This is a genomic window from Entomohabitans teleogrylli (assembly GCF_001484765.1).
Lineage (GTDB): Bacteria > Pseudomonadota > Gammaproteobacteria > Enterobacterales > Enterobacteriaceae > Entomohabitans > Entomohabitans teleogrylli.
This window is the reverse complement of record NZ_KQ947377.1, coordinates 132,148-158,367: the sequence shown is the minus strand read 5'-3', so window position 1 is coordinate 158,367 and position 26,220 is coordinate 132,148. Positions and strand designations below refer to the sequence as shown.

General features: G+C 58.3%; 22 protein-coding genes. 13 read left to right on the top strand and 9 right to left on the bottom strand.

Annotated features, from left to right (window positions below; genetic code table 11):
- Positions 1 to 29: 29 nt before the first annotated feature.
- The gene (gene rsmJ / locus AQ981_RS03955; RefSeq protein WP_058910467.1) at positions 30 to 785 is read right to left on the bottom strand and encodes a 16S rRNA (guanine(1516)-N(2))-methyltransferase RsmJ; all 756 of its coding nucleotides are present in this window, start codon (positions 783 to 785) and stop codon (positions 30 to 32) included.
- Between the two features lie 8 nt (positions 786 to 793).
- Complete coding sequence (gene prlC / locus AQ981_RS03950; RefSeq protein WP_058910466.1) at positions 794 to 2,836, bottom strand: oligopeptidase A; 2,043 nt, start codon at positions 2,834 to 2,836, stop codon at positions 794 to 796.
- Between the two features lie 202 nt (positions 2,837 to 3,038).
- Between prlC and AQ981_RS03945 the strand changes: the two genes are divergently transcribed.
- Both AQ981_RS03945 and gorA read left to right on the top strand, forming a co-directional pair.
- Positions 3,039 to 3,881 (top strand): 23S rRNA (adenine(2030)-N(6))-methyltransferase RlmJ, encoded by an 843-nt coding sequence (locus AQ981_RS03945; RefSeq protein WP_058910465.1) that lies wholly within the window; start codon positions 3,039 to 3,041, stop codon positions 3,879 to 3,881.
- 115 nt (positions 3,882 to 3,996) lie between these two features.
- Positions 3,997 to 5,349 (top strand): glutathione-disulfide reductase, encoded by a 1,353-nt coding sequence (gene gorA, locus AQ981_RS03940; RefSeq protein WP_058910464.1) that lies wholly within the window; start codon positions 3,997 to 3,999, stop codon positions 5,347 to 5,349.
- A gap of 137 nt (positions 5,350 to 5,486) precedes the next feature.
- Here the strand turns inward: gorA and AQ981_RS03935 are convergent, their stop codons facing one another.
- Entirely contained in the window at positions 5,487 to 6,236 is a 750-nt protein-coding gene (locus tag AQ981_RS03935) for an SDR family oxidoreductase (protein WP_058910463.1), read from the bottom strand.
- A gap of 404 nt (positions 6,237 to 6,640) precedes the next feature.
- Between AQ981_RS03935 and AQ981_RS03930 the strand changes: the two genes are divergently transcribed.
- The gene (locus AQ981_RS03930) at positions 6,641 to 8,293 is read left to right on the top strand and encodes an alpha,alpha-trehalase (protein ID WP_058910462.1); all 1,653 of its coding nucleotides are present in this window, start codon (positions 6,641 to 6,643) and stop codon (positions 8,291 to 8,293) included.
- A 146-nt stretch (positions 8,294 to 8,439) separates the two neighbouring features.
- On the opposite strand, the gene hpaC is transcribed toward AQ981_RS03930, so the two are convergent.
- The 3 genes from hpaC to uspA all read right to left on the bottom strand — a co-directional run bounded on the left by hpaC (position 8,440) and on the right by uspA (position 11,276).
- On the bottom strand, positions 8,440 to 8,910 hold the full coding sequence (hpaC, locus tag AQ981_RS03925) for a 4-hydroxyphenylacetate 3-monooxygenase, reductase component (protein WP_082683146.1): 471 nt from the start codon (positions 8,908 to 8,910) through the stop codon (positions 8,440 to 8,442).
- A 54-nt stretch (positions 8,911 to 8,964) separates the two neighbouring features.
- Positions 8,965 to 10,527, bottom strand: coding sequence for a 4-hydroxyphenylacetate 3-monooxygenase, oxygenase component (gene hpaB, locus AQ981_RS03920; protein ID WP_058910460.1), 1,563 nt, complete (start codon positions 10,525 to 10,527; stop codon positions 8,965 to 8,967).
- Positions 10,528 to 10,838: 311 nt separating this feature from the next.
- Positions 10,839 to 11,276 (bottom strand): universal stress protein UspA, encoded by a 438-nt coding sequence (uspA, locus tag AQ981_RS03915; protein WP_058910459.1) that lies wholly within the window; start codon positions 11,274 to 11,276, stop codon positions 10,839 to 10,841.
- A 394-nt stretch (positions 11,277 to 11,670) separates the two neighbouring features.
- Here uspA and uspB point away from each other — a divergent pair, with 394 nt between their 5' ends.
- Positions 11,671 to 12,006, top strand: a complete 336-nt coding sequence (uspB, locus tag AQ981_RS03910; RefSeq protein WP_058910458.1) for a universal stress protein UspB — start codon at positions 11,671 to 11,673, stop codon at positions 12,004 to 12,006.
- Positions 12,007 to 12,067: 61 nt separating this feature from the next.
- Here uspB and pitA read toward each other — a convergent pair whose 3' ends face one another.
- Positions 12,068 to 13,564: an inorganic phosphate transporter PitA gene (gene pitA, locus AQ981_RS03905; protein ID WP_058910457.1), complete on the bottom strand. Its 1,497-nt coding sequence runs from the start codon at positions 13,562 to 13,564 to the stop codon at positions 12,068 to 12,070.
- A gap of 228 nt (positions 13,565 to 13,792) precedes the next feature.
- On the opposite strand from pitA, the gene AQ981_RS03900 reads away from it, so the two are divergent.
- Complete coding sequence (locus AQ981_RS03900) at positions 13,793 to 14,986, top strand: BaiN/RdsA family NAD(P)/FAD-dependent oxidoreductase (RefSeq protein ID WP_058910456.1); 1,194 nt, start codon at positions 13,793 to 13,795, stop codon at positions 14,984 to 14,986.
- A 40-nt stretch (positions 14,987 to 15,026) separates the two neighbouring features.
- On the opposite strand, the gene AQ981_RS03895 is transcribed toward AQ981_RS03900, so the two are convergent.
- Complete coding sequence (locus AQ981_RS03895) at positions 15,027 to 15,821, bottom strand: SDR family NAD(P)-dependent oxidoreductase (RefSeq protein ID WP_058910455.1); 795 nt, start codon at positions 15,819 to 15,821, stop codon at positions 15,027 to 15,029.
- A gap of 598 nt (positions 15,822 to 16,419) precedes the next feature.
- Here AQ981_RS03895 and arnB point away from each other — a divergent pair.
- The 7 genes from arnB to arnF are packed head-to-tail and all read left to right on the top strand — an operon-like array spanning position 16,420 to position 23,794.
- Positions 16,420 to 17,559 carry a UDP-4-amino-4-deoxy-L-arabinose aminotransferase gene (gene arnB / locus AQ981_RS03890; RefSeq protein ID WP_058910454.1) on the top strand — a complete coding sequence of 380 codons (1,140 nt, stop codon included), beginning with the start codon at positions 16,420 to 16,422 and terminating at the stop codon, positions 17,557 to 17,559.
- Between the two features lies 1 nt (position 17,560).
- Positions 17,561 to 18,544: an undecaprenyl-phosphate 4-deoxy-4-formamido-L-arabinose transferase gene (gene arnC / locus AQ981_RS03885; RefSeq protein ID WP_058910453.1), complete on the top strand. Its 984-nt coding sequence runs from the start codon at positions 17,561 to 17,563 to the stop codon at positions 18,542 to 18,544.
- Positions 18,541 to 20,523 carry a bifunctional UDP-4-amino-4-deoxy-L-arabinose formyltransferase/UDP-glucuronic acid oxidase ArnA gene (arnA, locus tag AQ981_RS03880; RefSeq protein ID WP_058910452.1) on the top strand — a complete coding sequence of 661 codons (1,983 nt, stop codon included), beginning with the start codon at positions 18,541 to 18,543 and terminating at the stop codon, positions 20,521 to 20,523. Before arnC ends, arnA begins: the two co-directional genes overlap by 4 nt.
- Positions 20,520 to 21,434 (top strand): 4-deoxy-4-formamido-L-arabinose-phosphoundecaprenol deformylase, encoded by a 915-nt coding sequence (arnD, locus tag AQ981_RS03875; protein ID WP_058910451.1) that lies wholly within the window; start codon positions 20,520 to 20,522, stop codon positions 21,432 to 21,434. Before arnA ends, arnD begins: the two co-directional genes overlap by 4 nt.
- On the top strand, positions 21,421 to 23,079 hold the full coding sequence (gene arnT, locus AQ981_RS03870; protein ID WP_058910450.1) for a lipid IV(A) 4-amino-4-deoxy-L-arabinosyltransferase: 1,659 nt from the start codon (positions 21,421 to 21,423) through the stop codon (positions 23,077 to 23,079). The genes arnD and arnT overlap by 14 nt, the downstream gene beginning before the upstream one ends.
- Positions 23,076 to 23,414 (top strand): 4-amino-4-deoxy-L-arabinose-phosphoundecaprenol flippase subunit ArnE, encoded by a 339-nt coding sequence (arnE, locus tag AQ981_RS03865; protein ID WP_058910449.1) that lies wholly within the window; start codon positions 23,076 to 23,078, stop codon positions 23,412 to 23,414. Before arnT ends, arnE begins: the two co-directional genes overlap by 4 nt.
- On the top strand, positions 23,414 to 23,794 hold the full coding sequence (arnF, locus tag AQ981_RS03860; RefSeq protein WP_058910448.1) for a 4-amino-4-deoxy-L-arabinose-phosphoundecaprenol flippase subunit ArnF: 381 nt from the start codon (positions 23,414 to 23,416) through the stop codon (positions 23,792 to 23,794). Before arnE ends, arnF begins: the two co-directional genes overlap by 1 nt.
- Here the strand turns inward: arnF and AQ981_RS03855 are convergent.
- Positions 23,774 to 24,844 carry an AI-2E family transporter gene (locus AQ981_RS03855; RefSeq protein WP_058910447.1) on the bottom strand — a complete coding sequence of 357 codons (1,071 nt, stop codon included), beginning with the start codon at positions 24,842 to 24,844 and terminating at the stop codon, positions 23,774 to 23,776. The genes arnF and AQ981_RS03855 overlap by 21 nt on opposite strands.
- A 158-nt stretch (positions 24,845 to 25,002) precedes the next feature.
- Here AQ981_RS03855 and AQ981_RS03850 point away from each other — a divergent pair, with 158 nt between their 5' ends.
- Positions 25,003 to 26,220, top strand: a complete 1,218-nt coding sequence (locus AQ981_RS03850; protein WP_058910446.1) for an MFS transporter — start codon at positions 25,003 to 25,005, stop codon at positions 26,218 to 26,220.

The window sequence follows — 26,220 nt, the reverse complement described above, 5'->3', positions numbered from 1 at the left end:
AGGCCATGATGGTCACCGCCACGACTCACTTACGCAGCCGGCGTTCCCGGGTAGATATCAAAGCGGTGGCTTTTGGTGGTCACCGCTGAACGGGTGGTGACGCCAGCCAGCGGCGGGGCGTAATCCGGGCGTTTAACCACTACACGCCGGGTAGCCAGCAACTGCGCCGGAGCCAACAGCCCGTCGGCGTCGGCGTCAGCGCCTACCAGCGCCTGGAATACCCGCATCTCTTTTTTCACCAGCGCGCTTTTCTGGCGGTGCGGATACATCGGATCGAGATAGACCACGTCCGGGCGCGGCGTAATGTCGCTCAGGGCCGTCAGGCTGGAGGCGTGAATCAGTTGCAGGCGTTCACGCAGCCACGGGCCGATCTCCGGATCCTGCCAGCCGCGCTGAAGGCCGTCGTCAAGCAGGGCAGCGACCACCGGGTGGCGTTCCAGCATCCGCACCCGGCAGCCGAGAGCGGCGAGGACGAAAGCATCGCGCCCCAGCCCGGCGGTGGCGTCCACCACGTCCGGCAGATAGCTGCCCTTGATACCGACCGCTTTGGCGACCGCTTCGCCGCGACCGCCGCCGAATTTGCGGCGGTGGGCCATGGCGCCAGAGACGAAGTCGACGAAAATACCGCCGAGCTTCGGTTCGTCGCGCTTGCGCAGTTCCAGATGGTCTGGCGTCAGCGCCAGCGCCAGCGGATGGTCGTCGTCCTGCTCCAGCCCCCAGTGCGCCGCCATAACGGACAGGGCGCCGTTGCCGGCGCCCGATTCATCGATCAAACAGATTTTCACGCCGGGATTCAGCCTTTTATGCCGTAATGGAGCAGCATGGCGTCCAGCTTCGGCTCGCGGCCGCGGAAGCGTTTGAATAGATCCATCGGCTCTTCGGAACCGCCGCGGCTAAGGATATTGTCGAGGAACGACTGGCCGGTCTGGCGATTGAAAATCCCCTCTTCCTCAAAGCGCGAGAAGGCGTCCGCCGCCAGCACATCAGCCCACAGGTAGCTGTAGTAGCCCGCCGCATAGCCGCCGGCGAAAATGTGGCTGAAGGCGTGTGGGAAGCGGCCCCAGGCAGGTCCCGGCACTACCGCGACCTGCTGCTTGATTTCCGCCAGCGTTTCGAGGATTTTCGCGCCCTGCTGCGGATCGTATTCGGCATGGAGACGGAAATCGAACAGGCCGAACTCCAGCTGGCGCAGGATAAACATCGCCGCCTGGTAGTTTTTCGCCGCCAGCATTTTATCCAGCAGCGCCTGAGGCAGCGGCTCACCGGTTTCATAGTGGCCGGAGATAAAGGCCAGCGCATCCGGCTCCCAGCACCAGTTTTCCATAAACTGGCTCGGCAGTTCCACCGCATCCCACGGCACCCCGCTGATTCCGGAGACCCCGGCGGTTTCAATACGGGTCAGCATATGGTGCAAACCGTGGCCGAATTCATGGAACAGAGTGGTCACTTCGTTATGGGTGAATAGCGCCGGTTTGCCGTTGACCGGACGGTTAAAGTTACAGGTCAGATAAGCGACCGGTTTTTGCAGCGTGCCTTCCGCCTTGCGCATCTGGCCGACGCAGTCGTCCATCCACGCGCCGCCGCGTTTGTGCTCGCGGGCGTAGAGATCGAGGTAGAAACTACCGCGCAGCTCGCCGCTTTCGTCATACAGTTCAAAGAAGCGCACTTCCGGATGCCAGACGTCGACATCGTGGCGCTCTTTGGCGGTAATACCATAGATGCGTTGTACGACCTCGAACAGGCCGTTAACCGCTTTATTTTCCGGGAAGTACGGGCGTAGCTGCTCGTCGCTGATGCTGTAGAGGTGCTGTTTCTGTTTTTCGCTGTAGTACGCGATATCCCAGGGTTGCAGCTCGTCCACGCCGCATTCGGCTTTGGCGAATGCCTTCAACTGAGCCAGTTCTTCTTCGCCCTGAGGACGGGCGCGGGTCGCCAGGTCGGTCAGGAAATCCAGCACCTGGCGGGTATTTTGCGCCATTTTGGTGGCCAGGGATTTCTCAGCGTAGCTGCCGAAACCCAGCAACCGGGCCAGTTCGTGGCGCAGGGCGAGGATTTCGCTCATGATCGGGCCGTTATCCCATTTACCGGCATTCGGCCCCTGATCGGAGGCGCGGGTCGTGTAGGCGCGGTACATCTCTTCGCGCAGCGCCTGGTTGTCACAGTAGATCATCACCGGCTGGTAGCTGGGAATATCCAGCGTCAGCAGCCAGCCCTGCTGTCCTTTCGCTTCGGCCTGAGCCCGGGCTGCCGCCAGCGCACTTTCCGGCATTCCCGCCAGCTCGCTCTCGTCGCTGATGAGTTTGTTCCAGCCCATGGTGGCGTCCAGCACGTTGTTGCTGTAAGTGGAACCCAGTTCCGACAGCCGGGCGGCGATTTCGCCGTAGCGTTTCTGTTTTTCCGGCGCCAGGCCGATGCCGGAAAGTTCGAAATCGCGCAGCGCATTATCGACGGCTTTTTTCTGGGCCGTGGTCAGGCTGGCATAGTGGGCGCCGTCCCGCAGGTCGCGCCAGGCTTTGTACAGGCCTTCATGCTGACCAACCCAGGTGCTGTATTCAGAGAGCAGCGGCAACGTCTGTTCGTAGGCTTCGCGCAGTTCCGGGCTATTTTTGACCGAGTTCAGGTGGCTGATGGGCGAGAAGATTCTCCCCAGCCGATCGTCTGCCTCCGCCAGCGGCTGGCAGAGGTTTTCCCAGGTCCGGGGACCCTGCTGCGCCACCACGCTTTCCACCTGCGCCCGGCAGTCGGCGAGAGCCTGGGTCAGCGCCGGTACCACGTGTTCAGGCTTAATGGCGGAAAAGGGCGGTAGTTCAAACGGAGTCAGTAATGGATTTGTCATAAACGCGGTCCTGGTTGATGTTGGTTTGGCGCATTCGGTTCACTGCGGCGCATTTTGCTAGCATGGGGTTTAGTGTAGTGAATTTCAATGGGGGAGGTATGTTGCGCAATGCCATCCCGGAAGCGCTGAGTTTTCGGTATACTAGGAGTTTTATACGACGAGTCTATCCGTCTCCTCAGGCCTTTTTGGATACCCCGCAGCCATGCTCAGTTACCGCCACAGCTTCCATGCCGGCAACCATGCCGATGTTCTGAAACACACCGTTCAGAGTCTGATCATTGAATCCCTGAAAGAGAAAGATAAGCCGTTTCTCTATCTCGATACCCACGCCGGGGCCGGGCGCTATCAGCTGAGCGGCGAGCATGCGGAGCGCACTGGCGAATATCTGGAAGGTATTGGCCGTATCTGGCAGCGGGACGATATCCCGGCAGAACTGGAGCCCTATCTACGTGTGGTCAGGAACCTGAACCGTAGCGGACAATTGCGCTATTACCCCGGTTCGCCGCTCATTGCCCGCGAGTTGTTGCGTCCCCAGGATTCGCTGCAGCTCACGGAACTGCACCCGTCAGATTTCCCGCTGTTACGCGCGGAGTTTCAGAAGGACGCCCGGGCGCGAGTCGAACGCGCCGACGGTTATCGACAACTGAAGGCGAAATTACCGCCGGTTTCGCGTCGCGGGCTGGCGCTGATCGATCCGCCCTATGAAATAAAAACCGATTATCAGGCAGTGGTGGAAGGGATCAGCGAAGGCTATAAACGCTTTGCCACCGGGGTTTACGCCCTGTGGTATCCGGTGGTGCTGCGCCAGCAAATCAAACGTATGATCCACGACCTGGAGGCCACCGGTATCCGCCGTATTTTGCAGATGGAACTGGCTGTGCTGCCGGACAGCGATCGCCGCGGTATGACCGCCTCCGGGATGATAGTGATTAACCCACCGTGGAAACTGGAACAACAGATGGCCGGGGTGCTGCCGTGGTTGCACAGCGCGCTGGTGCCGGCGGGTACCGGGCATACCGCGCTGAACTGGATCGTCCCGGAATAATCGCCGCGTCCGCGCCGATTGCAGCAACAGGCGCTACCTTTATGTGATGCATCTCCCGCGCGCTACAATCGCGCTTAACTTTTTTGTGAATGAATGACTCAAGGTGACAACAGCCATGACCAGACATTATGACTATCTTGCAATCGGCGGCGGCAGCGGCGGTATTGCTTCCATCAATCGGGCGGCGATGTACGGCAAGAAGTGCGCGCTGATTGAGGCGAAAGAGATTGGCGGTACCTGTGTGAATGTGGGCTGTGTACCGAAGAAAGTAATGTGGCACGCGGCGCAGATCGCCGAGGCGATTCACCTTTACGGCCCGGACTACGGTTTTGATGCCACAGTGAATAAGTTTGACTGGCAGAAACTGGTGGCCAGCCGCACGGCGTATATCGACCGGATTCATACTTCTTACGGCAATGTTTTTGCGAAGAACAATGTTGAGGTTATCCACGGCTTTGCGCGCTTTGTCGATGCCCACAGCGTTGAGGTGAATGGTGAAACCATCACCGCCGACCATATTTTGATCGCCACCGGCGGGCGTCCCAGCCACCCGCAGATTCCGGGCGCTGAGTATGGCATTGATTCTGATGGTTTCTTTGCGCTGCCGGAATTGCCGAAGCGGATCGCCGTAGTTGGCGCGGGCTATATTGCGGTAGAGATTGCCGGCGTGGTTAACGGACTTGGCGCAGAGACTCACCTGTTCGTGCGTAAACATGCGCCGCTGCGTAGCTTCGACCCGATGATTGTCGAAACCCTGGTGGAAGTGATGGCAGCGGAAGGCCCGACCCTGCACACCCAGGCGATTCCGCAAGCGGTGGTGAAGAATGGCGACGGTAGCCTGACCCTCGAGCTTGAGGATGGCCGCAGCCAGACCGTGGACTGCCTGATTTGGGCGATTGGCCGCGAGCCGGCGAACGATAATTTCAACCTGCAGGCGACTGGCGTGAAGACCGACGATCGCGGTTATATCGTGGTTGATAAATTCCAGAACACCAGCGTACCGGGAATTTATGCGGTGGGCGATAACACCGGCGCCGTGGAACTGACGCCGGTGGCGGTAGCGGCCGGGCGTCGGTTGTCCGAGCGGCTGTTTAACAATAAGCCGGACGAGCACCTGGATTACAGCAATATCCCCACCGTCGTTTTCAGCCATCCGCCGATCGGCACCGTGGGGCTGACCGAGCCGCAGGCCCGCGAGCAGTACGGCGATGACCAGGTGAAGGTCTACACGTCCTCGTTTACCGCCATGTACAGCGCGGTGACCCGTCATCGTCAGCCGTGCCGAATGAAGCTGGTGTGCGTTGGGGAGGAGGAGAAGATTGTCGGTATCCACGGCATTGGTTTCGGTATGGATGAGATTCTGCAGGGCTTTGCGGTGGCGCTGAAGATGGGCGCCACTAAGCGCGATTTCGACAATACCGTGGCTATTCATCCCACGGCGGCGGAAGAGTTTGTCACGATGCGCTAATGCATATTCTGTAGCGTTTAACCTTTAGAAAACTGGCGTTAAGGCCAGTTTTCTGTTTCTGACTGCGCCCTGCGCTTCACCTGATTATGTAGGCAATCCCCCCTCAACGCCAGTGACCGGCTGGGGCAATGACGGCGCTACTTGCCTCCGGCCAGGTCAATAAAACTCCCCGTCACATATGATGCGGCATCGGATAGCAGCCAGGCGATCGCCTGAGCGACCTCTTCTGGCTGGCCGCCGCGCTTCATCGGTAGCTGTTCTTTGACCCGGTCAACCCGTCCGGCTTCGCCGCCGTCGGCATGCATTTCGGTGTAGATAAAGCCCGGACGCACCGCGTTGACGCGAATACCCTGGGCCGCCACTTCCAGCGATAAGCCGATAGTTAATGTATCGATAGCGCCCTTCGAAGCCGCATAATCCACATACTCATGGGGCGAGCCAAGCCGGGATGCCGCTGAAGAGACGTTGACAATCGCGCCCCCCTGGCCGCCGTGGCGCCACGCCATACGTTTTACCGCCTCGCGCGCGCAAATAAAGCTGCCGCCGACGTTGGTGGCGAACAGCGTTGCCAGCCGTGCGGCGTTAAGCTGTTCAATGGAGGCCTGAGGCATCAGTATACCGGCGTTATTCACCAGTCCGGTGACGGTCCCGAGCTGTGTGTCGATTTGCTTAAACAGTTCAACCACCTGCTCTTCCCGGGAAATATCGGCCTGGACGGCGATAGCTTCACCGCCGCTTTGGCGAATACTGTCGACGACCTCTTGCGCGCATGCAGCGCGCGCGTGGTAGCCGATACAAATCTTATGTCCCTGGCCTGCCAGACATAGCGCGGTCGCGCGTCCGATGCCGCGGTCGCCGCCGGTTATCAGCGTGATTTTATTTTTCATGGGTTATTTTCCATCTGCAGATTTATTGGGGTTTATTGATTAACATTAGCGCGGCGACCGCCAGACAAAATATCGCAATTGATGAGCAAGTTTGCCAGTCCCGGCGGGAAAAGGGTGCGTTTATCGCCCGCTGATTCACAGATCGTTGCAAACTTATCGGTTTTTTTTAATTTACTTTGCAATCGATGAAAATGCGGTCAACGTCAGTAAAATGATGTGATCATGTCGCTATCTTTGCGCATTTCCGGTGACAGAGTATTGCTGCCAGGGCCGGTGTCTTAGCCAGCCCGTAGCGGTGTCTTAGCCAGCCCGTAGCGGGAGTGTCTACCCTTAATAGAGCGAGGGAGAATGACGGGATCGCCCATTCCCACTCTGTATCACCTGAAACCGGAGGGCCGCACGACATGTTCAACCAGAAACCAGGCATCGCCGTATCCGATGAGATGGAGATCGACATCGATGTACGCTATGAGGTCGATCCCTGTGAGCTTAAACTGGATGAGATGACCGGAGCCGAGCCGCTACCGGAGGTTATTGAAGGGCTGCCGGCCTCGGACGCCCTGACCCCGGCCGATCGTTACCTTGAGCTGTTTGAGCAGGTCCAGAACAGCCACCTGTTTGCCGACAGTAAAACCTTTCCGGACTGCGCGCCGAAGATGGAGCCGCTGACCATCTTGCTTAACTATCGGCGCGCGAAACGTCTGCCGGGGTTTGACCTGCGGCAGTTTGTCGAAGCGCACTTCTACTTGCCGCACAGCTATGACAGCGCCTATGTTTCCGATCCTGGCGCTTCGCTGACGGCGCATATTGAGAGTCTCTGGCCGGTTTTGACCCGCGAGCCGCAGGACCATATCGAAAACTCTTCGCTGCTGCCTTTGCCGCAGGCGTATATCGTGCCCGGCGGGCGGTTCAGTGAGACCTATTACTGGGATTCCTATTTCACGATGCTCGGGCTGGCGGAGAGCGGCCGCAACGATCTGCTGCGCAGTATGGCGGATAACTTTGCCTGGCTGATTGAAACCTACGGACACATTCCCAACGGCAACCGTACCTACTATCTCAGCCGCTCCCAGCCGCCGGTATTTGCCCTGATGGTGGAACTGTTTGAAGAGGACGGGGTGCGCGGCGCCCGTCGCTATCTCGATCACTTGCTGCTGGAGTACGCCTTCTGGATGGATGGCGCGGAATCGCTGTCCCTCAATCAGGCCTATCGCCGCGTAGTGAAGATGCCGGACGGCGCGCTGCTTAACCGCTACTGGGACGATCGCGATACCCCGCGCGATGAGTCCTGGCGTGAAGATATTGAGACCGCGAAGCGCTCCGGAAGGCCGGCCAGTGAAGTATACCGGGATTTACGCGCCGGGGCGGAGTCCGGCTGGGACTACTCATCCCGCTGGCTACGGGACGCCGATCGGCTGGCCAGTATTCGCACCACCCAGTTTATCCCGATCGATCTGAACGCCTTCCTCTACAAACTGGAAACCACGATCGCCAATATTTCCGGGCTCAAGCAGAACAAAGAGACTGAGACGCTGTTCCGCCAGAAGGCCAGCGATCGCCGCGACGCCATCAACCGCTATCTGTGGGATGGCGAATACGGGCTGTTCCGCGATTATGACTGGCGACGCCAGCGGCTGGCTGCTTTTTCGGCGGCCTGCGTGGTACCGCTGTATACCTTGATGGCGACCCATGAGCAGGCGCAGCATCTGGCGGAAAATGTGCGTGCCCGGCTGTTGACGCCGGGCGGTATTCTGGCGACTGAAACCGATAGCGGCGAGCAGTGGGATAAACCTAACGGCTGGGCGCCGCTGCAGTGGATGGCGATTCAGGGTTTCAAGAACTACGGCCACGATGCGCTGGCGGACGAGATTGCCCGTAACTGGTTGAATACTGTGTCGCTTTTTTATCAGCGCCACCATAAGCTTATTGAGAAATACCATATCGCCCACTCCGTGCCGAAACCCGGCGGCGGCGGGGAGTACCCATTGCAGGACGGTTTTGGCTGGACCAACGGCGTTACCCGGCGTTTGATTGGCCTGTATGGCGAACCCCGGTGATCTCCCGGCAGTCGCGAGCGGTTAATACATTCCTGCGGGGTTTTGAGAACCACCATTCTCAATGTTCAGGATATGGGCTCTGGCGTCGCTCTGCCGGCAACAGAGGAAAAATCCGGGCGTTACCGCCCGGATATGTGTGCCTGGAGTTACGCTATTAGCTCCTGATGCGGGGTGGCATGGAACTTACGGCGGAAATAGATCAAGCCGTGGCCCTCTTGCGCTATGGTGATGTGCCTGATTTCCAGCAGGTACATCTGGTGGGTGCCAATACTCTGGATTTGTTGAATTTCCCCTTCCAGGCTGGCCAGCGCGTTTTGCAGCACCGGCTGTTTCAGCACGCCGTCGCGCCAGCCGTTGAGCATGAAACGCTGCTCCATCGCCAGATCGGTCATTCCAGCGAAGTGGCGCGCCATCTCTTCCTGTTCATGGCTAAGCACGTTAATGCACATTTTGCCATTCTGCTCGAACACCGGGTTCATGGCGCTCTTGCGGTTGACGCACACCAGCAGGGTCGGGGGCGTGTCGGTCACGGAGCACACCGCCGTGGCGGTAATTCCACAGCGACCCGCTTTACCCTGGGTGGTGACAATGTTGACGGCGGCAGGCAGACTCGCCATCGCGTCGCGGAAAAGCAGACGCTGTTGTTCTTCGCTGGACACAGGAACCTCCGGTTATTTCAGTACGCTATCCAGTTGATCAATATCGTTGTTGTTACGCAGATGCGGCACCGTCCAGCCATGGCGATCGTAATCGGCCAGGCAGCGGTCCACCATCTCCATCATGCCTTTCATATTGCCGGAGCTCTGGGCGTGGCGCAGGCACTGCAGACGGATTTCGTCCTGGCTGCCAGCATAGTTGATTTCGTACAGTTCGTGGCGGCCGCCGAATTCGCTGCCCATGGCGTCCCACATCAGCTTGAGGATCTTGATACGCTGTTCGTGATCCATGCCGTTGGAGCCGCGCACATATTGGGCCAGATAGCGGTCAATCTCCGGGTTGTTGAGATCGCGCACGCTGGACGGCAGATAAATCAGGCCGCTGGTGACGTTGCTCTCGACAATATGTTTGATTTTGCTGTAGGCCATCGGCGCCATGACGCGGTAGGTTTGCATCGCCTGCATATCCGGCAACCAGGCGCCGTTTTTCCAGGCGTGGGCTTCGGCCCACATGGCGTCGCTCAGGGACCAGAACAGGTTGCGCCACGCCACCACTTCCCCTAATGCCGCCTGGACGCCGCGGAACTCCACAACCCCGGTACATTCGAGGCTTTTCTGTAGCAGGGCGGTGATGAAATCGAGTTTGACCGCCAGACGTACACAGGCCTGCATCGGGTAGAGTCGCGCGAAGCCGGCCTCCACGCTCCAGCGGCGGCAGCGGTCGAAGTCGCGGTAAATCAGTACGTTTTCCCACGGGATCAGAACATTATCCATCACCAGAATGGCGTCGTTTTCATCAAAGCGGCTGGAGAGCGGGTAATCAAACGGTGAGCCGGTCATGCCGGCGACCAGCTCATACGAGGCGCGGGAGATCAGTTTGACCCCTTCGGCATCCATCGGCGCCACGAACATCAGCGCGAAGTTCGGATCGTCACCCATGACCTGGGCAGAGCCGAAACCGATGAAGTTATAGTGTGTCAGCGCCGAGTTGGTGGCGACCACTTTGGCGCCACTAACGATAATGCCGGCGTCAGTCTCTTTGACCACCTGAACATAGACATCTTTCACTTCATCGGTCGGTTTATGGCGGTCGATGGGCGGGTTAACGATCGCATGGTTGAAGTACAGACCGGCTTCCTGGATACGCTTGTACCAATTGCGGGCATTATCGGCGAACTCGCCGTAATATTCCGGGTTGGCGCCCAGCGAGCAGCCGAAGGCGGCTTTATAATCCGGAGTGCGCCCCATCCAGCCGTAGCTCAGGCGCGACCAGTCGGCGATGGCGTCGCGCTGCAGGCGGATTTCATCGGCAGAGCGGGCGAAGCGGAAAGTACGGTGGGTATAGCCGCCGTTGCCGGTGTCGGTCTGCCAGCACAGCCTGTCGTGGCTCTCCGGCGCGTGCAGGGCGTCGTACATCCGGGCGACCGATGCCGCAGAATTGCGAAATGCCGGATGGGTGGTGACATCTTTGACCCGCTCGCCATAGATGTAGATTTCACGGTTGTCCTGCAGGCTCTTCAGGTACTCTGCGCCAGTAAAAGGGCGGTTCTCGGCGGCGCGGTGTGCTTCTGGTTTCATGGTTGCCTCACGTAATCCGAATGCTCAGGGAAAACAGTGTTGCCACTGTTAATTTAATGTTTGTTTTGTGTTAATGGATTTAAGCGTTGAAGCACACTTTGCGGAAGAGACTTTTCAGGGGATTGCTGGTACTTTTCGCCAGCGCCGTAGGGGAGGGGGTAAAAATGCGATCCGCGTCAAGTTACGCGCCGCGCCAGCGGCCCTGACGCCACAAAGAGAAGCGCCCGCACAGGCGGGCACCGATCTCTTCACATACACGACCAAAAATGCCTTTCTCTGGTCTTGCCTGCCGATTCCAGGCGAACGGGGAATTAATCCTCGTCGTCGTCGCGCAGCGGCACAATCAGCATGTCGACATGCACGGTATTGATCAACTGGCGCGCGGAGGACATCAGCTTGCTCCAGAAGTCCTGATGGTGACCGCAAACCACCAGATCCATATCGTATTTCTTGATGGCGTCCACCAGGACCTGGCCCAGATCGCCGCTGCCGCTCAGGGTTTCGGTGATGGGATAACCCGCGCCGCTGGACAACTCGGTCAGAGCATGATGGGTTTCTTCAGAAATGCGTTTTTGCATATCCCCCAGATTGACGTCAATCAGGCCGGTATACAGATCGGAATAATTCACATCGACGTGAATCAGGGAAACTTTAGCGTTATACGGACGCGCCATGGATACTGCTTTATCTACCAACACTTTGCTTTCGGGAGAGAGATCTACCGCGATGAGAATATGTTTGTAAGCCATAGTGTTACTCCTTCCATAAGACGTCGATGACCAGATGGACCAGATAGCCGTTGGCTATCCCCTTTCCCCGCTTAATGTGGTGACCGCGGGTGGCAGTTCCAGCGTAAAGACTTCAATTTCAGACACTATTTTTACCTTATATGGCCGGCGACTTAAAGCGTCTCTGCGGCTGTTGCCAATTATTAGAGCGAAAAATAGTTTATTAGGCCTTGATACTGATTAACGATGTGGTAAAAAAATTAACTGATCTCCTACACTATTTAATGAGTCGGCTGGCGAAAGGAATGTGAAGCCTGTCAACTTTTGGTAGCACGCTTTTACTGAACTGTCTGTCAGGTACGGGAGAGCGGTGGTTTCGGGCCGGTTGCCGGAATCAGACGCCGGGGAGGAGGCTATGATCAGTACCGTTGCGCTGTTTTGGGCCTTATGTGTGGTGTGTGTGGTTAACATGGCGCGCTACTTCTCATCGTTGCGCGCGCTATTAGTGGTACTCCGTGGGTGTGATCCCCTGCTTTATCAATATGTCGATGGCGAGGGGTTTTTTACTTCCCACGGCCAACCTGGCAAACAGGTGCGTCTGGTGCGCTATATCTACGCCCAGCGTTACCTGGATCATCACGATGAAGAGTTTATCCGCCGCTGTGAACGGGTGCGGCGCCAGTTTATTCTCACCAGCGCGCTGTGCGGCCTGGTGGTGGTTAGCCTGATTGCGCTGATTATCTGGCACTGAACCTGCGGGCATAAAAAAGCGGGCCAGTAAAACTGACCCGCCTGGTTTGCGTCGTGCCGCGTTAAATCAGTTGCAGCGAAATCCAGTACAGCACCCCGGAAAGCAGAATCGAGGCCGGTAGGGTGAACACCCAGGCCATGGCGATGCTTTTTACCGTTTTGCTCTGCAACCCGCCGCCGTCCACCAGCATTGTGCCCGCCACGGAAGACGAAAGCACGTGGGTGGTGGAGACCGGCATCCCGGTGTAGCTGGCGATACCGATGGATACTGCCGCCGTCATCTGCGCCGACATCCCCTGAGCATAGGTCATGCCTTTCTTACCGATTTTCTCGCCGATCGTGGTGGCGACGCGCCGCCAGCCGATCATTGTCCCGATACCCAGCGCCAGCGCCACGGCCATAATGATCCAGACCGGCGCGTACTCAATGGTGTACAGCAGGTCGGCCTTCAGCTCTTTCAGGTAACGCTTGTCGCCAGAGCTGGTTTCCGGCAGTTTCGCCGCTTTATCGGCGGTATCGGAAACGCACAGTAACAGGCGGCGCAGGTGGCTGCGCTCTTCAACAGAGAGCTTGTCGTAGCTCTCCAGGCCGGTGAGCATCGTTTTCGCCCGGTCCAGCGCCAGCACCGCGCGGGAGGCGTCGCAATGGAACTCTTTGGGGCCGCTGGCGGACTCATCCGGCGACGGGATAGCCGGGGTGATGTCCATAACGTGTTTCAGGGTATCGCCGTGCTGCTGGAAATACTGCTCCACGTGGCCGATAGCGTCCCGGGTACGGGTAATGTCATAGCTGGAGGCATTCATGTTGACCACGAAGCCCGCCGGCGCGACACCTATCAGTACCAGCATAATCAGACCGATGCCCTTCTGGCCATCGTTGGCGCCGTGGGAAAAACTCACGCCAATCGCCGACAGAATCAGCGCGATACGGGTCCAGAACGGCGGCTTTTTCTTGCCGTCTTTCTTCTCGCGCTCCGCGGGAGTCAGGTGGATGCGGGCGCGCTTTTTAGTACCGCTCCAGTAGCGACGCAGCAGATAAATCAGGCCGCCGGCGATAACCAGACCCACGATGGGGGAGAGGATCAGCGAGCCGAAAATACCCGCCACTTTCGGCAGGTTGAGCGCATCAACCACCGAGGTGCCGGTCAGCAGCGCGTTAGTCAGACCGATACCAATAATCGCGCCGATCAACGTGTGGGAACTGGAGGCCGGCAGACCCAGATACCAGGTGCCGAGGTTCCAGATGATGGCGGCCAGCAGCATGGAAAATACCATCGCCAGACCGTGAGTAGACCCGACATTGAGAAGCAGATCGGTGGGCAACATGTGCACGATGGCATATGCCACGCTCAACCCGCCAAGAAGGACCCCGAGGAAGTTAAACAGCGCGGCCATCGCCACCGCCAGTTGCGATCGCATAGCGCGCGTGTAAATCACTGTTGCAACGGCGTTTGCGGTATCGTGAAAGCCATTAATGGCTTCGTAAAACAACACAAATCCCAGAGCAAGCAATAATAAAAGCCCGGTGTGAAAATCCAGGCCAGCAAACAGATGTAGCATAGACGTTACGCCATTTTGAGGACATGAACGCGGCGCATTATCCAGGACAATGGCAGCATGGGCAAAGTGAAATATAGACTTTTTTTGATGTTAGTTATTTTAACGTCAATTAATGCAAAGAATTATCTCTTAATTTTCAGTCTGTTGAATGGGTGATTATTTCTCAGTGATGGTGTGTATACCTAAAAAACTTTACAATCCGCCGCTGAGATTTTGAGAGGACGCAGTGTGGAAAAGTATGATGCCATTGTGGTCGGCGCAGGCGCCGCAGGGTTATTTTGCGCCGCTCAGGCGGGCCAGATGGGGCGCCGAATACTGGTGGTGGATAACGGTAAGAAGCCGGGACGTAAGATCCTGATGTCCGGCGGCGGGCGCTGTAATTTTACCAACCTGTATGTGGAGCCGGCGGCTTACCTCAGCGCGAATCCGCACTTCTGTAAATCCGCGCTGGCGCGTTATACGCAGTGGGACTTTATCGATCTGGTTAACCAGCACGGTATTGCCTGGCATGAGAAGACCCTCGGCCAGCTATTCTGTGACGACTCCGCGCAGCAGATCATTGATATGCTGCTCGACGAGTGCCGCAAGGGACAGGTGGCGCTGCGCCTGCGCAGCGAAATCCTTGAGGTCAGCCGGGATGAAGACGGGTTTACGCTGCAACTGAATGGCGTCACGGTTGGCGCCGAACGACTGGTGATCGCCAGCGGCGGATTGTCGATGCCCGGACTGGGGGCGACGCCGTTTGGCTATAAAGTTGCCGAACAGTTTGGCCTTAATGTCCTGCCGACCCGCGCCGGACTGGTGCCGTTTACCCTGCACAAGCCCCAACTGGAAGCATTGCAAACCCTGTCCGGGGTTTCGGTTCCGGCGCTGATCGCGGCGCAGGATGGCACCACATTTCGGGAAAACCTGCTGTTTACCCACCGTGGGCTGTCTGGTCCGGCAGTGCTGCAGATTTCCAGCTACTGGAAACCCGGCGAATGGGTCACGGTCAATCTGCTGCCGGACAGCGATATCAACACATTTCTTGATGCCCAGCGTGCGCAGCGTCCGGATCAGAGCCTGAAAAACGCACTGGCGACACTATTGCCGAAGCGGCTGGTCGAGGTGCTACAGGCTCTTGAGCAGATCCCGGATCTGACCCTCAAGCAGCTTAATCCTCGCCAGCAGGCGCAACTGGCGGACAGTCTGCAGCGCTGGCAGGTGCAGCCAAACGGTACCGAGGGCTATCGCACCGCGGAGGTGACACTGGGGGGCGTGGATACCCACGGCCTTTCCTCGCGCACCATGGAGGCGCAGGCGGTATCGGGTCTGTACTTTATCGGCGAGGTTGTCGATGTTACCGGCTGGCTGGGAGGGTATAACTTTCAGTGGGCGTGGAGTTCCGCGTGGGCCTGCGCTCAGGCGCTGGCCGCGGAGTAATCTGGCGGCGCCCGGCAGGAGACTGCGCGGGCCGCCATCGTCAGATAATGTCGTCCACCACCCCGCCGTCGACGCGCAGCGCCGCGCCGGAGGTCGCCGAGGCCTGGGTTGAACAGACATACACCACCATATTCGCCACTTCTTCTACCGTGGCAGGGCGTTGAATCACTGAAGAAGGACGGTGGGTCATGACAAAATCCCTGGCCGCCTCTTCCAGTGACTTACCCCTGTGCGCCACTTCTTCTTCCAGCATGGCGGTAAAACCGGCCGACAGGGTCGGACCCGGCAGTACGCTGTTGACGGTCACCCCGGACCCGGCGACAAATTTCGCCAGACCACGCGCCAGCGAGAGCTGAGCGGTCTTGGTGACGCCATAGTGAATCATATCGGCCGGGATATTGCAGGCGGACTCGGAAGAGATAAACACCACTCGCCCCCAGCCGTTCTGAACCATCGTGGGCAGCAGCGCCCGGGACAGACGCACGCCGGACATGACATTGGTTTGCCAGTAATGGTCCCAGGTTGCGTCATCGGTATCATAGAAGCCCCGCGGGCCGTAGATCCCGGCGTTATTGACCAGTATATCCACCTGCGGCGCGCTGTTGAGCAAGGTTTCGACGCCGTCGGGGCTGCTCAGGTCGGCGATGGCGGCGCGTAGCGTAACGCCGGGCAGCGATTGCTGTAGCTGTTGTATGGCGCGGTTTACCGACGCCTGCGAGCGGCCGTTGATGATCACCTCTGCGCCGCATTCCGCCAGCCCGCGGGCGATGGCCAGCCCGATACCCGCGGTGGAGGCGGTTACCAGCGCCGTTTTGGCGCTTAAATCGATCTTCATCCGTTGCTCCTCGTGGTCAGGTGTTATGCCGTTGTATACCGGCAATCCTGAATAACTATAGTCAGGACAATAAAACGCCGCGGTGTTTCGTTCGAAAGAATAACCATCCGGATTCGGGAGAATTTAATAACATATAGCGTATATTAATAAATTGACGATTATTTCTGATTGACGAAATAGTTTTATTGAGGAACGCGCTGAAGCCTGGATTATCCCTTCGGTTTATCATGGCAGGATAATGCAGTGCGCCGTTGAACATGGATTGTTAAACGAAAAATAAACGATCACACATTTATAAATTAATTGCTTGTTGATTATGTTTTGTTACATATCAAACAGTTGTTTTTGAACTCAGAAAGACGCTCGCTATTTTTTCTTAACTGGACTACCGAATCTTAATTTTACACTAAGGTTTGATTGTTACGTTCAACATCACCAGGCGCTTGTCCGGGGAAACATCGATGGCGTTATTGATACATTGTATCTTTATTTAAAAATAGTGGCGCATGCTGTAGCAGTAAACCCGAAGAGCGGATACGTTTTTGGCCTGCGGGCCTTGTTACTCATTAAATGAAATACATCTCTAAGGATAATCAATATGAGTGAATTTCTGCCTTTCTCTCGCCCGGCGCTGGGTGAGGCTGAACGGGTAGCGGTGAGCGATGTGTTACAGTCGGGATGGATAACCACAGGACCAAAAAACCAGGCGCTTGAAGAGGCATTCTGTCAGTTGACCGGTAATCAGCAGGCGATTGCCGTCAGCTCGGCCACCGGAGGGATGCACGTAACCCTGATGGCGCTGGGCATCGGGCCGGGGGATGAGGTAATTACGCCTTCCTTAACCTGGGTCTCCACGCTGAATATGATTGTGTTGCTGGGGGCGGAACCGGTGATGATTGACGTCGACCGCGATACGCTGATGGTTACTCCGCAGGCTATCGAGGCGGCGATTACGCCGCGTACCAGGGCTATCATTCCGGTCCACTACGCCGGGGCGCCCTGCGACATCGACGCGATTCGCGCTATTGGCGAGCGCCACAATATCCCGGTGATTGAAGATGCCGCCCATGCCGCCGGTACGCATTATAACGGTCGGCATGTAGGTCAGCGCGGAACCGCTATTTTTTCATTTCACGCCATTAAAAACATGACCTGCGCCGAAGGCGGTCTGATCGTGACCGATGATGAACAACTGGCGGCGCGGATCCGCAGCCTGAAATTTCACGGTCTGGGGGTCGATGCCTATGACCGGCAGACCCATGGCCGGGCGCCGCAGGCCGAGGTAATTTCGCCGGGGTATAAATACAATCTGGCGGATATTAATGCCGCTATCGCGCTGGTACAACTGGAGAAGCTCAGCCAGCTCAACGCCCGGCGCCATGAAATCGCCCTGCGCTATCTTCATGAACTGGCGGATACGCCGTTTCAGCCGCTGGCGCGACCGGCATGGCCGCACCGCCACGCCTGGCATCTGTTTATTATCCGTGTCGACGAAGCTCGCTGCGGCATCAGCCGGGACGCGCTAATGGAAACCCTGAAAGCGCGCGGTATTGGCACTGGCCTGCATTTCCGCGCTGCCCACACCCAAAAATATTACCGCGAGCGCTGGCCGCAACTCTCCCTGCCGAATACGGAATGGAACAGCGCGCGTATTTGTTCCATCCCGCTATTTCCGGATATGACCCATGACGACACGACCCGCGTCATTACCGCACTGCGTGACATTGCAGGAAAGTGACATGTTCAGTATGCCCCCGATTAAAAAAATCTCCGTTGTTATTCCGGTATTTAATGAGCAGGAGAGCCTGCCGGAACTGGTCCGCCGTACCACGGCGGCTTGTGAATTGTTGAACAGGGATTATGAAATTCTGCTGGTCGACGATGGCAGCAGCGACGACTCTGCGCGCCTGATGAGCGAGGCGGCAATGGCGCCAGGCAGCCATGTGGTGGCAGTGATGCTTAACCGCAACTACGGACAGCATTCGGCGATCATGGCCGGGTTCAGCCATGTCAGCGGCGATTTGATTGTCACCCTGGACGCCGATCTGCAGAATCCGCCGGAAGAGATTCCGCGCCTGGTGGAGAAGGCCGATGAAGGGTATGACGTTGTCGGCACTGTGCGTCAGAACCGTCAGGATAGCGGCTTTCGCAAACTGGCGTCGCGGATGATTAACCGCCTGATCCAGCGCACCACCGGCAAGGAGATGGGCGATTATGGTTGTATGTTGCGCGCTTACCGGCGGCACATTGTCGATGCCATGCTGCACTGCCACGAGCGCAGTACCTTTATTCCTATCCTGGCGAATACCTTTGCCCGCAAAGCCGTCGAGATCCCGGTACATCACGCCGAGCGTGAGTATGGCGATTCGAAGTACAGCTTTATGCGGCTGATTAACCTGATGTATGACCTGGTGACCTGCCTGACCACCACGCCGCTGCGTATGCTCAGCGTGGTGGGTAGCGTGATTGCGCTAATGGGCTTCATGCTCTCTGTAGTGCTGGTCGTCCTGCGCCTGGCCTTCGGTCCTCAGTGGGCGGCGGAAGGGGTATTCATGCTGTTTGCCGTGTTGTTTATGTTCATTGGCGCCCAGTTTGTCGCCATGGGGCTGCTCGGGGAGTATATCGGGCGCATTTATAACGATGTCCGCGCCCGTCCCCGCTATTTCATCCAGCAGATTGTTCGTCAGGAAAACGCGTTATCGCAAGAGGAAACTAAACCATGAAGGCCGTTGTATTCGCTTATCACGATATGGGATGTGTGGGAGTTCGTGCGCTGCTGGATGCAGGCTATGACATTGAGGCTATTTATACCCATCCGCATACGGCCAATGAGAACCATTTTTTCGGCTCCGTCGCGCGTCTGGCCGCAGAGAACGGTATCCCGGTGTATGCCCCGGACGATGTCAATCACCCCCTGTGGGTGGACCGTATTGTGCGCAGCGCGCCGGATGTCATTTTCTCTTTTTACTATCGCAATCTGCTGTGCGAAGCGCTCCTCGACAGTGCCCGAATGGGCGCATTTAATCTGCACGGCTCGCTGCTGCCGGCCTATCGTGGACGGGCGCCGCTGAACTGGGTACTGGTCAATGGCGAGCAGGAAACCGGCGTGACGCTGCATACCATGACGGACAAAGCGGATGCCGGCGACATTGTGGCTCAACACCGGGTGGCTATTGCCGGCGATGACACCGCCCTGACGCTGCATCGCAAGTTGTGTGAGACGGCGGGGCAACTGCTGCATGACATTCTGCCGGTGATTAAAACCGGCCACTATCCGCGCACCGCCCAGGATGATGCTCTGGCCAGCTACTATGGGCGTCGGACCCCGGAGGATGGCTGTCTGGACTGGAGCAAACCTGCCGCCGCGCTGCACAACCTGGTGCGAGCGGTGACTGAACCCTGGCCCGGGGCATTTGGTTATGCCGGCGCGGCGAAGTTCACCGTCTGGAAATCCCGGGTGCGTAATGATTTTCCACCAGCGAAACCGGGGACCATATTGTCGGTTGCGCCGCTGGTGGTGGCCTGCGCTCAGGACGCGCTGGAGATCGTGGCCGGGCAAAGCGACAATAGCGTCTATATGCAAGGGACACAGTTGGCGCAATCTCTCGGCCTGGTGAATGGGGCGATTCTCTGCACCAGGCCCGGCCTTAATCAGCAGCGCCGTACCCGGGTGCTGATCCTTGGCGTGAATGGTTTTATCGGTAACCATCTGACAGAACGCCTGCTGCGTGACGAAAATTTTGAGATCTATGGTCTGGATATCGGGTCCGATGCCATCAGCCGTTTTCTGGACTGCCCGCGTTTCCACTTTGTGGAAGGGGATATCAGCATCCACTCTGAATGGATTGAATATCACATTAAGAAGTGTGATGTGGTGCTGCCGCTGGTGGCGATCGCCACGCCGATTGAATATACCCGTAATCCGCTGCGCGTTTTCGAGCTGGATTTCGAAGAAAACCTGAAAATCATCCGCGACTGCGTGAAGTACAAAAAACGCATTATTTTCCCGTCCACTTCTGAGGTGTATGGGATGTGTACCGACAGTGAGTTCGATGAAGATCGCTCAAACCTGATCGTCGGGCCCATCAACAAGCAGCGCTGGATCTATTCGGTTTCTAAACAACTGCTCGACCGGGTGCTCTGGGCCTACGGCGAAAAGGAGGGGCTGCGCTTTACCCTGTTCCGTCCTTTCAACTGGATGGGGCCGCGTCTCGATAACCTCAACGCCGCGCGTATCGGCAGTTCCCGGGCTATCACCCAACTGATCCTCAACCTGGTGGAAGGTTCGCCGATTAAGCTGATTGACGGCGGCAGCCAGAAGCGTTGCTTTACCGATATCAGCGACGGTATTGAGGCGCTGTTCCGGATTATTGAGAATAAAAACGGCCAGTGCGACGGGCAGATCATTAACATCGGCAACCCGGATAACGAAGCCAGTATTAAAGAACTGGCGCAAATGCTGCTGGACAGCTTCGAAAACCATCCGCTGCGCCATCATTTCCCGCCGTTTGCCGGATTCCGTGAAGTGGAGAGCGGCAGCTATTACGGGAAAGGCTACCAGGATGTGGAGCATCGCAAACCGGCGATTCGCAATGCCCGGCGTCTGCTGGACTGGACGCCAACGGTGGCGATGGCGCAGACCGTTGAAGAGACGCTGGACTTCTTCCTGCGCACCATCGACCTGCCGGAAATGCCAGAATGAAGCGGGTTGGCCTGCGCATCGATGTCGATACCTGGCGCGGGACGCGTCAGGGGGTGCCGCGGCTGCTGGAAATCCTGAGTTTGCACGCTATTCAGGCGAGCTTTTTCTTCAGCGTCGGGCCGGACAATATGGGGCGTCATTTGTGGCGCCTGGTGAAGCCTGCCTTTCTGTGGAAAATGCTGCGTTCGAAGGCGGTTTCTCTGTACGGATGGGATATTCTGTTAGCCGGTACCGCCTGGCCAGGCCGGCTGATTGGCGAAGGTAACGCGGACATTATTCGCGCCGCCGCCGATCATCACGAAGTCGGGCTTCACGCCTGGGATCACTTTGCCTGGCAAACCTGGGCCGGGGTCTGGGATCGCCAGCATTTGACCAATCAGATTGCCCGCGGCAGACAGGCGCTGGAGGCGATTACTGGTGAGCCGGTGACCTGTTCCGCGGTCGCTGGCTGGCGGGCGGATCAGCGGGTCATACAGGCCAAAGAGTCTTTCCATTTTCGCTATAACAGCGATTGCCGGGGTAGCGGCGCGTTTCGGCCACAGCTCGAGGATGGCGCCTTTGGCGCGGTTCAGATTCCGGTCTCGTTGCCGACCTGGGATGAAGTGGTCGGCAGTTCGGTGACCGCGGATACGTTCAATCGTTATTTACTGGATTTAATCCACCAGCAGCGGGGAACGCCGGTATACACCATTCATGCTGAGGTGGAAGGGATCGCCTTCAGCGAGACCTTTGACGGCCTGCTGGCCATGGCTGCCGAAGAGGGGATTCAGTTCTGTCCGCTTGGCGAGTTGCTGCCGGCGGATATCGCGAGCCTCCCTGCCGGAAAAGTGGTACGCGGAGAAGTGGCCGGCCGGGAAGGCTGGCTTGGCTGCCAGAAACTCATTGAGCCTGCAACCTATGAAGTCAGCTAAATATACCCTCGGTCTTTTGCTGTTTTTTACCTTGTTGTATCTGGTTCCCCTGAACTGGCGCGCCCTGTGGCAACCGGATGAAACCCGCTATGCGGAGATTAGCCGCGAGATGCTGGCGTCCGGCGACTGGGTGGTGCCGCACTTCCTCGGGCTGCGCTATTTTGAAAAACCGGTCGCCGGGTACTGGATCAATAATCTCAGCCAGTGGCTGTTCGGCCACAGTAACTTTGCGGTGCGCTTCGGCTCGGTATTCTCGGTTTCCCTGAGCGCATTGCTGGTCGCCTGGCTGGCGTATCAAATATGGCGCGACAAACGCACCGCCGTGATGGCCGCCGTTATTTTTCTGACATCGCTGCTGGTGTACGGCATTGGGACCTACGCTGTACTGGATCCGATGATTACGCTGTGGCTAACGGCGGCGATGTGCTGTTTCTGGATTGCCAGCCAGGCTACCGGGGCGGCCGGCAAAGCGGGGGGATATCTGCTGCTGGGGTTTGCCTGCGGGATGGGGGTCATGACTAAGGGATTTCTGGCGCTGGCGGTGCCGGTGGTGAGCGTGCTGCCATGGGTCATTCAACAGCGGCGCTGGAAAGAGATTTTCCTGTTCGGCCCGCTGGCGATACTGGGGGCGGTGGCGATAACCCTGCCCTGGGCGCTGGCCATCGCCCGCCGGGAGCCGGATTTCTGGAATTACTTTTTCTGGGTGGAGCATATTCAGCGCTTTGCCGAGCAGGACGCCCAGCATAAGGCGCCATTCTGGTTTTACCTGCCCGTGTTGATCGCTGGCGCGCTGCCGTGGCTGGCGCTGCTGCCCGGCGCGCTGTGGCGGGGCTGGCGCGATCGTCAGGTGAATCCCGGGACGTTCTGGCTGCTCGGCTGGGTGGTGATGCCGCTGCTGTTTTTCAGTATCGCGAAGGGGAAACTGCCGACCTATATCCTGCCCTGTTTTGCGCCGCTGGCGATCCTGATGGCGCGCCAGGCCGTAACGCTGGCGAGCGAGTATTCACGCACCCTGCGCCTAAATGGCACCATCAATATGTTGTTCGGCGCGCTGTGCGTGGTCGTGGTGCTGGCGGCGTTATCCCCGTGGGGACTGGCGCGACGTCCTCTGTACGCCACGCATGAACTGTTTAAAGTGTTCTGCGCCGTGCTGGCTTTCCTGGTCTGGGCCGTTGTCGGCGCCATCAGCCGGGTTCGCAGCGAACAGCGCTGGCCGCTGGCGGCGCTGTGTCCGCTGGGCGTCGCGTTGCTGATTGGCGCGGCGATACCGAATAGCGTGGTGACGTCGAAACAGCCGCAGGCATTTATTGAGGATGTTCGCAGTGAGTTGACCGACAGCCGCTATATTTTTTCCAATAATGTGGGCGTAGCATCGGGTATCGCCTGGGCGCTTCAGCGGCCGAATATTAACCTTTATGAGCGCGGCGGCGAGCTGAAATATGGCCTGAACTATCCTGAAGGGAAAGAGCGCATGCTCGACAGTTTAGCTTTTCCGGGCTGGCTTAATACCCATCGCCAGGAGGGCGCGGTGTCGATGATATTACTTTTACCCCGCACTGAAGATCTGGCGCAACAATCCTTGCCGACGCCGGATCGGGTCTATCGTCAGGGGCGGTTTGTGTTTATTCAGTATCTGCCGCAATGATGGCGATAGCGGGGATCATGCTGGCGAGCGTGCTCACTTGCCTGGGGCAACTGTGCCAGAAACAGGCGACCCGGCCGCCGGGGCGACGCAGTCGCCGTCGGCATATCTCCCTGTGGCTGGGTCTGGCGGTACTGTTGATGGTGCTGGCGCTGCTGCTGTGGCTGCTGGTACTACAGTCAGTCCCGATCGGCGTGGCCTACCCGATGCTGAGTCTGAACTTTGTCTGGATTACGCTTGCGGCGCGCTGGATCTGGCATGAGCCGGTGACGCTGCGCCACTGGTGCGGTGTGGCGCTAATTGTGGTCGGGATTGCGCTACTGGGAGGTGCCGCATAATGGGGTATTTCTGGGCTCTGGCGAGTGTGTTGCTGGTCAGCGGCGCACAGCTGGCGATGAAAGCGGCTATGGCGACGCTGCCGGCGGCGGCGGAGTGGCGGGCGCTATTCCACAGTCTGCTGACGTTTGCGCCGGGCACGCTGTTGCTGCTGGCGGGGCTGGCGGGCTATATGCTGTCGATGGGTTGCTGGTTTATGGCGCTGCATCAGATCCGGCTCAGTAAAGTCTATGCGTTACTGAGCCTGAGCTACATTCTGGTCTGGGCGGCGGCGATATGGCTTCCCGGCTGGCATGAACCCTTTTCCTGGCGGTCTCTGGCCGGTATAGCGGCGATTATCGCCGGCGTATTGCTCATTTGGCTACCTTCCCGACGTCGTTGATTTACCGGCTGTTCGGGGGCGCGGGCGCCCCGGACCGAGCAGGATCGCCAGCTTGCTGCCGCCGGGCGTGGTTTCCATCCAGATCTTACACACGCTGGTGAGCGGTACCGAAAGCAGCATCCCTACCGGCCCCAGCAGCCATCCCCAGACCAGTAATGACAGAAAGACCACCAGCGTGGACATACCCAGCCGGCGGCCCATCAGGCGCGGCTCCACCATGTTGCCCAGGATCATATGGATAGTCAGACACAGCCCGACCACCATCAGCGCTTCGTAAGTCCCGTTAAACAGCAGCGCCTGCAGGGCGGGCGGGATAGCGGAAATCACCGAACCGATATTGGGAATATAGTTGAGCAGAAACGCCAGCACGCCCCACATTAGCGCGAACTGGATGCCGATCAGGGCCAGCCCGGCGCCGGTAAATATCCCGGTAAGCAGGCTGATAAAGGTCTTCAGCGCCAGATAATGGCTGACCCCTTTCAGGGCCCGGTGCAGCCCGGCGATATGGATCTGCGGCTGGGCGAGGGCAAAGCGCAACTTGTAGGGCAGGTGTCGCACCTCGAACAGCATAAAAACCACGGTCATGATCAGCAGCACAATGCTGGCCATTGCCCCGGACAACTGGGTCATCAGGGTAGTGGCGAAGGCGACCAGACTGTCGGAATCGATGCGCTGTAACATGCGTTCCGGCGACAGGCGCAGGTGTAGAAACGGCACCATTTTTTCCAGCGCCAGCACTTTCTGCGTCAACATGCGGTTGTAGTCCGGCAGCAGGGCCGAAAATTCGTTCAGCGAGGCGGCCAGCACCCCGAGCAACAGCGTCAGGGCTACCAGCACCGCCACCATGACGATGGAAATCGCCAGCCCGCGCGCCATGCCGCGGCGCATAAACCACGACACCAGCGGATTGAGGACGATGGCGAAGAAAACCGCCAGCAACAGCGGGACCAGAATATCGGCGGCGGCGTGAATGCCGGCCAGAATTATGACCAGCGCCGCCAGTTTCAGCAGCATATGAAGTCCGGGTTTTTCCGGCGCGGATGAGGGCATCAGAGGGTCTCGTTTCAGGACGCAGTGCATCAAGTGTAGTTGCCCGTTTGCCGCTGCGTTGTCTCATGGACTCTGAAAGTGGCGCCGGCGGCGGCTGATTTTGCGGCGGAAAACGGTTTATACTGCCCACTATTGTTGTTTTATCGCTGGTCAACCTGATGTCGAGCCCCACCCCTGAACCCGAGCTAACCGGACTGCGCCTCAATCTGCGCATCGTTTCGGTTGTTGCCTTCAACTTTGCCAGCTATCTGACAATCGGCCTGCCGCTGGCGGTACTGCCGGGGTATGTCCACGATGTGATGGGTTACAGCGCCTTCTGGGCCGGGCTGGTGATTATCCTACAGTATTTCGCCACGTTACTCAGTCGCCCCCATGCCGGGCGCTATGCTGACTTGCTGGGGCCGAAGAAAGTGGTGATCTTTGGGCTGTGCGGCTGTTTCCTCAGCGGCGTGGGCTATCTGCTGGCGGCCCTGAGCAGCCACTGGCCGCTGCTGGCGCTCGGGTTGCTGTGCGTCGGGCGGGTGATTCTGGGGATTGGTCAGAGTTTCGCCGGTACGGGGTCTTCGCTGTGGGGCGTTGGCGTTGTGGGGGCGCACCATATCGGGCGGGTTATCTCGTGGAACGGCATTGTCACCTATGGCGCGATGGCGATTGGCGCGCCGCTGGGTGTGCTGTTTTACCGCGCCGGCGGGCTGCTGCTGCTGTCGGGTATCATTATTGTCGTGGCGCTGGCGGCGATTTTATTTGCCCTGCCGCGCCCGGCGGTGAAAGCCAGCAAAGGCAAACCGCTGCCATTCCGGGCGGTACTGGGGCGGGTCTGGCCGTTTGGTATGGCGCTGGCGCTGGCCACCAGCGGATTTGGCGTCATTGCCACCTTTATCACCTTACTCTATGACAACCGCGGCTGGGACGGCGCGGCCTTCACGCTAACGTTATTCAGCGTCGCCTTTGTCGGGACGCGTCTGCTGTTTCCCAATGGCATTAATCGTCTGGGAGGTCTGAACGTCGCGATGATCTGCTGCACGCTGGAGCTGGCGGGACTGCTGCTGGTGGGCTGCGCCGCGCTGGCCTGGGTCGCGCAACTGGGGACGTTTCTGGCCGGCGCCGGATTTTCGCTGGTATTCCCGGCGCTGGGCGTGGTCGCCGTGAAGGCGGTGCCGGCCCACAATCAGGGCAGCGCGCTGGCCACTTACACGGTGTTTATGGATTTGTCGCTGGGAGTCACCGGGCCTCTGGCGGGGATCTTGATGACCAGGGCCGGAGTATCAATGATTTATCTGGCGGCCGCCGGGCTGGTGGGCGTGGCGCTGGCGCTTTGCTGGCGCCTGAAGAGACGGCCTCCGCCTCAGCAGCCGGAGACCGTTTCGCTACCCTGA

Bases quoted from the DNA above. Each gene is read 5' to 3' on its own strand.
- prlC (WP_058910466.1), bottom strand. From the start codon at position 2,836: ATGACAAATCCATTACTGACTCCGTTTGAACTACCGCCCTTTTCCGCC.
- AQ981_RS03945 (WP_058910465.1), top strand. From the start codon at position 3,039: ATGCTCAGTTACCGCCACAGCTTCCATGCCGGCAACCATGCCGATGTT.
- gorA (WP_058910464.1), top strand. From the start codon at position 3,997: ATGACCAGACATTATGACTATCTTGCAATCGGCGGCGGCAGCGGCGGT.
- AQ981_RS03935 (WP_058910463.1), bottom strand. From the start codon at position 6,236: ATGAAAAATAAAATCACGCTGATAACCGGCGGCGACCGCGGCATCGGA.
- AQ981_RS03930 (WP_058910462.1), top strand. From the start codon at position 6,641: ATGTTCAACCAGAAACCAGGCATCGCCGTATCCGATGAGATGGAGATC.
- hpaC (WP_082683146.1), bottom strand. From the start codon at position 8,910: ATGGCGAGTCTGCCTGCCGCCGTCAACATTGTCACCACCCAGGGTAAA.
- hpaB (WP_058910460.1), bottom strand. From the start codon at position 10,527: ATGAAACCAGAAGCACACCGCGCCGCCGAGAACCGCCCTTTTACTGGC.
- uspA (WP_058910459.1), bottom strand. From the start codon at position 11,276: ATGGCTTACAAACATATTCTCATCGCGGTAGATCTCTCTCCCGAAAGC.
- uspB (WP_058910458.1), top strand. From the start codon at position 11,671: ATGATCAGTACCGTTGCGCTGTTTTGGGCCTTATGTGTGGTGTGTGTG.
- pitA (WP_058910457.1), bottom strand. From the start codon at position 13,564: ATGCTACATCTGTTTGCTGGCCTGGATTTTCACACCGGGCTTTTATTA.
- AQ981_RS03895 (WP_058910455.1), bottom strand. From the start codon at position 15,821: ATGAAGATCGATTTAAGCGCCAAAACGGCGCTGGTAACCGCCTCCACC.
- arnB (WP_058910454.1), top strand. From the start codon at position 16,420: ATGAGTGAATTTCTGCCTTTCTCTCGCCCGGCGCTGGGTGAGGCTGAA.
- arnC (WP_058910453.1), top strand. From the start codon at position 17,561: ATGTTCAGTATGCCCCCGATTAAAAAAATCTCCGTTGTTATTCCGGTA.
- arnA (WP_058910452.1), top strand. From the start codon at position 18,541: ATGAAGGCCGTTGTATTCGCTTATCACGATATGGGATGTGTGGGAGTT.
- arnD (WP_058910451.1), top strand. From the start codon at position 20,520: ATGAAGCGGGTTGGCCTGCGCATCGATGTCGATACCTGGCGCGGGACG.
- arnT (WP_058910450.1), top strand. From the start codon at position 21,421: ATGAAGTCAGCTAAATATACCCTCGGTCTTTTGCTGTTTTTTACCTTG.
- arnE (WP_058910449.1), top strand. From the start codon at position 23,076: ATGATGGCGATAGCGGGGATCATGCTGGCGAGCGTGCTCACTTGCCTG.
- arnF (WP_058910448.1), top strand. From the start codon at position 23,414: ATGGGGTATTTCTGGGCTCTGGCGAGTGTGTTGCTGGTCAGCGGCGCA.
- AQ981_RS03855 (WP_058910447.1), bottom strand. From the start codon at position 24,844: ATGCCCTCATCCGCGCCGGAAAAACCCGGACTTCATATGCTGCTGAAA.
- AQ981_RS03850 (WP_058910446.1), top strand. From the start codon at position 25,003: ATGTCGAGCCCCACCCCTGAACCCGAGCTAACCGGACTGCGCCTCAAT.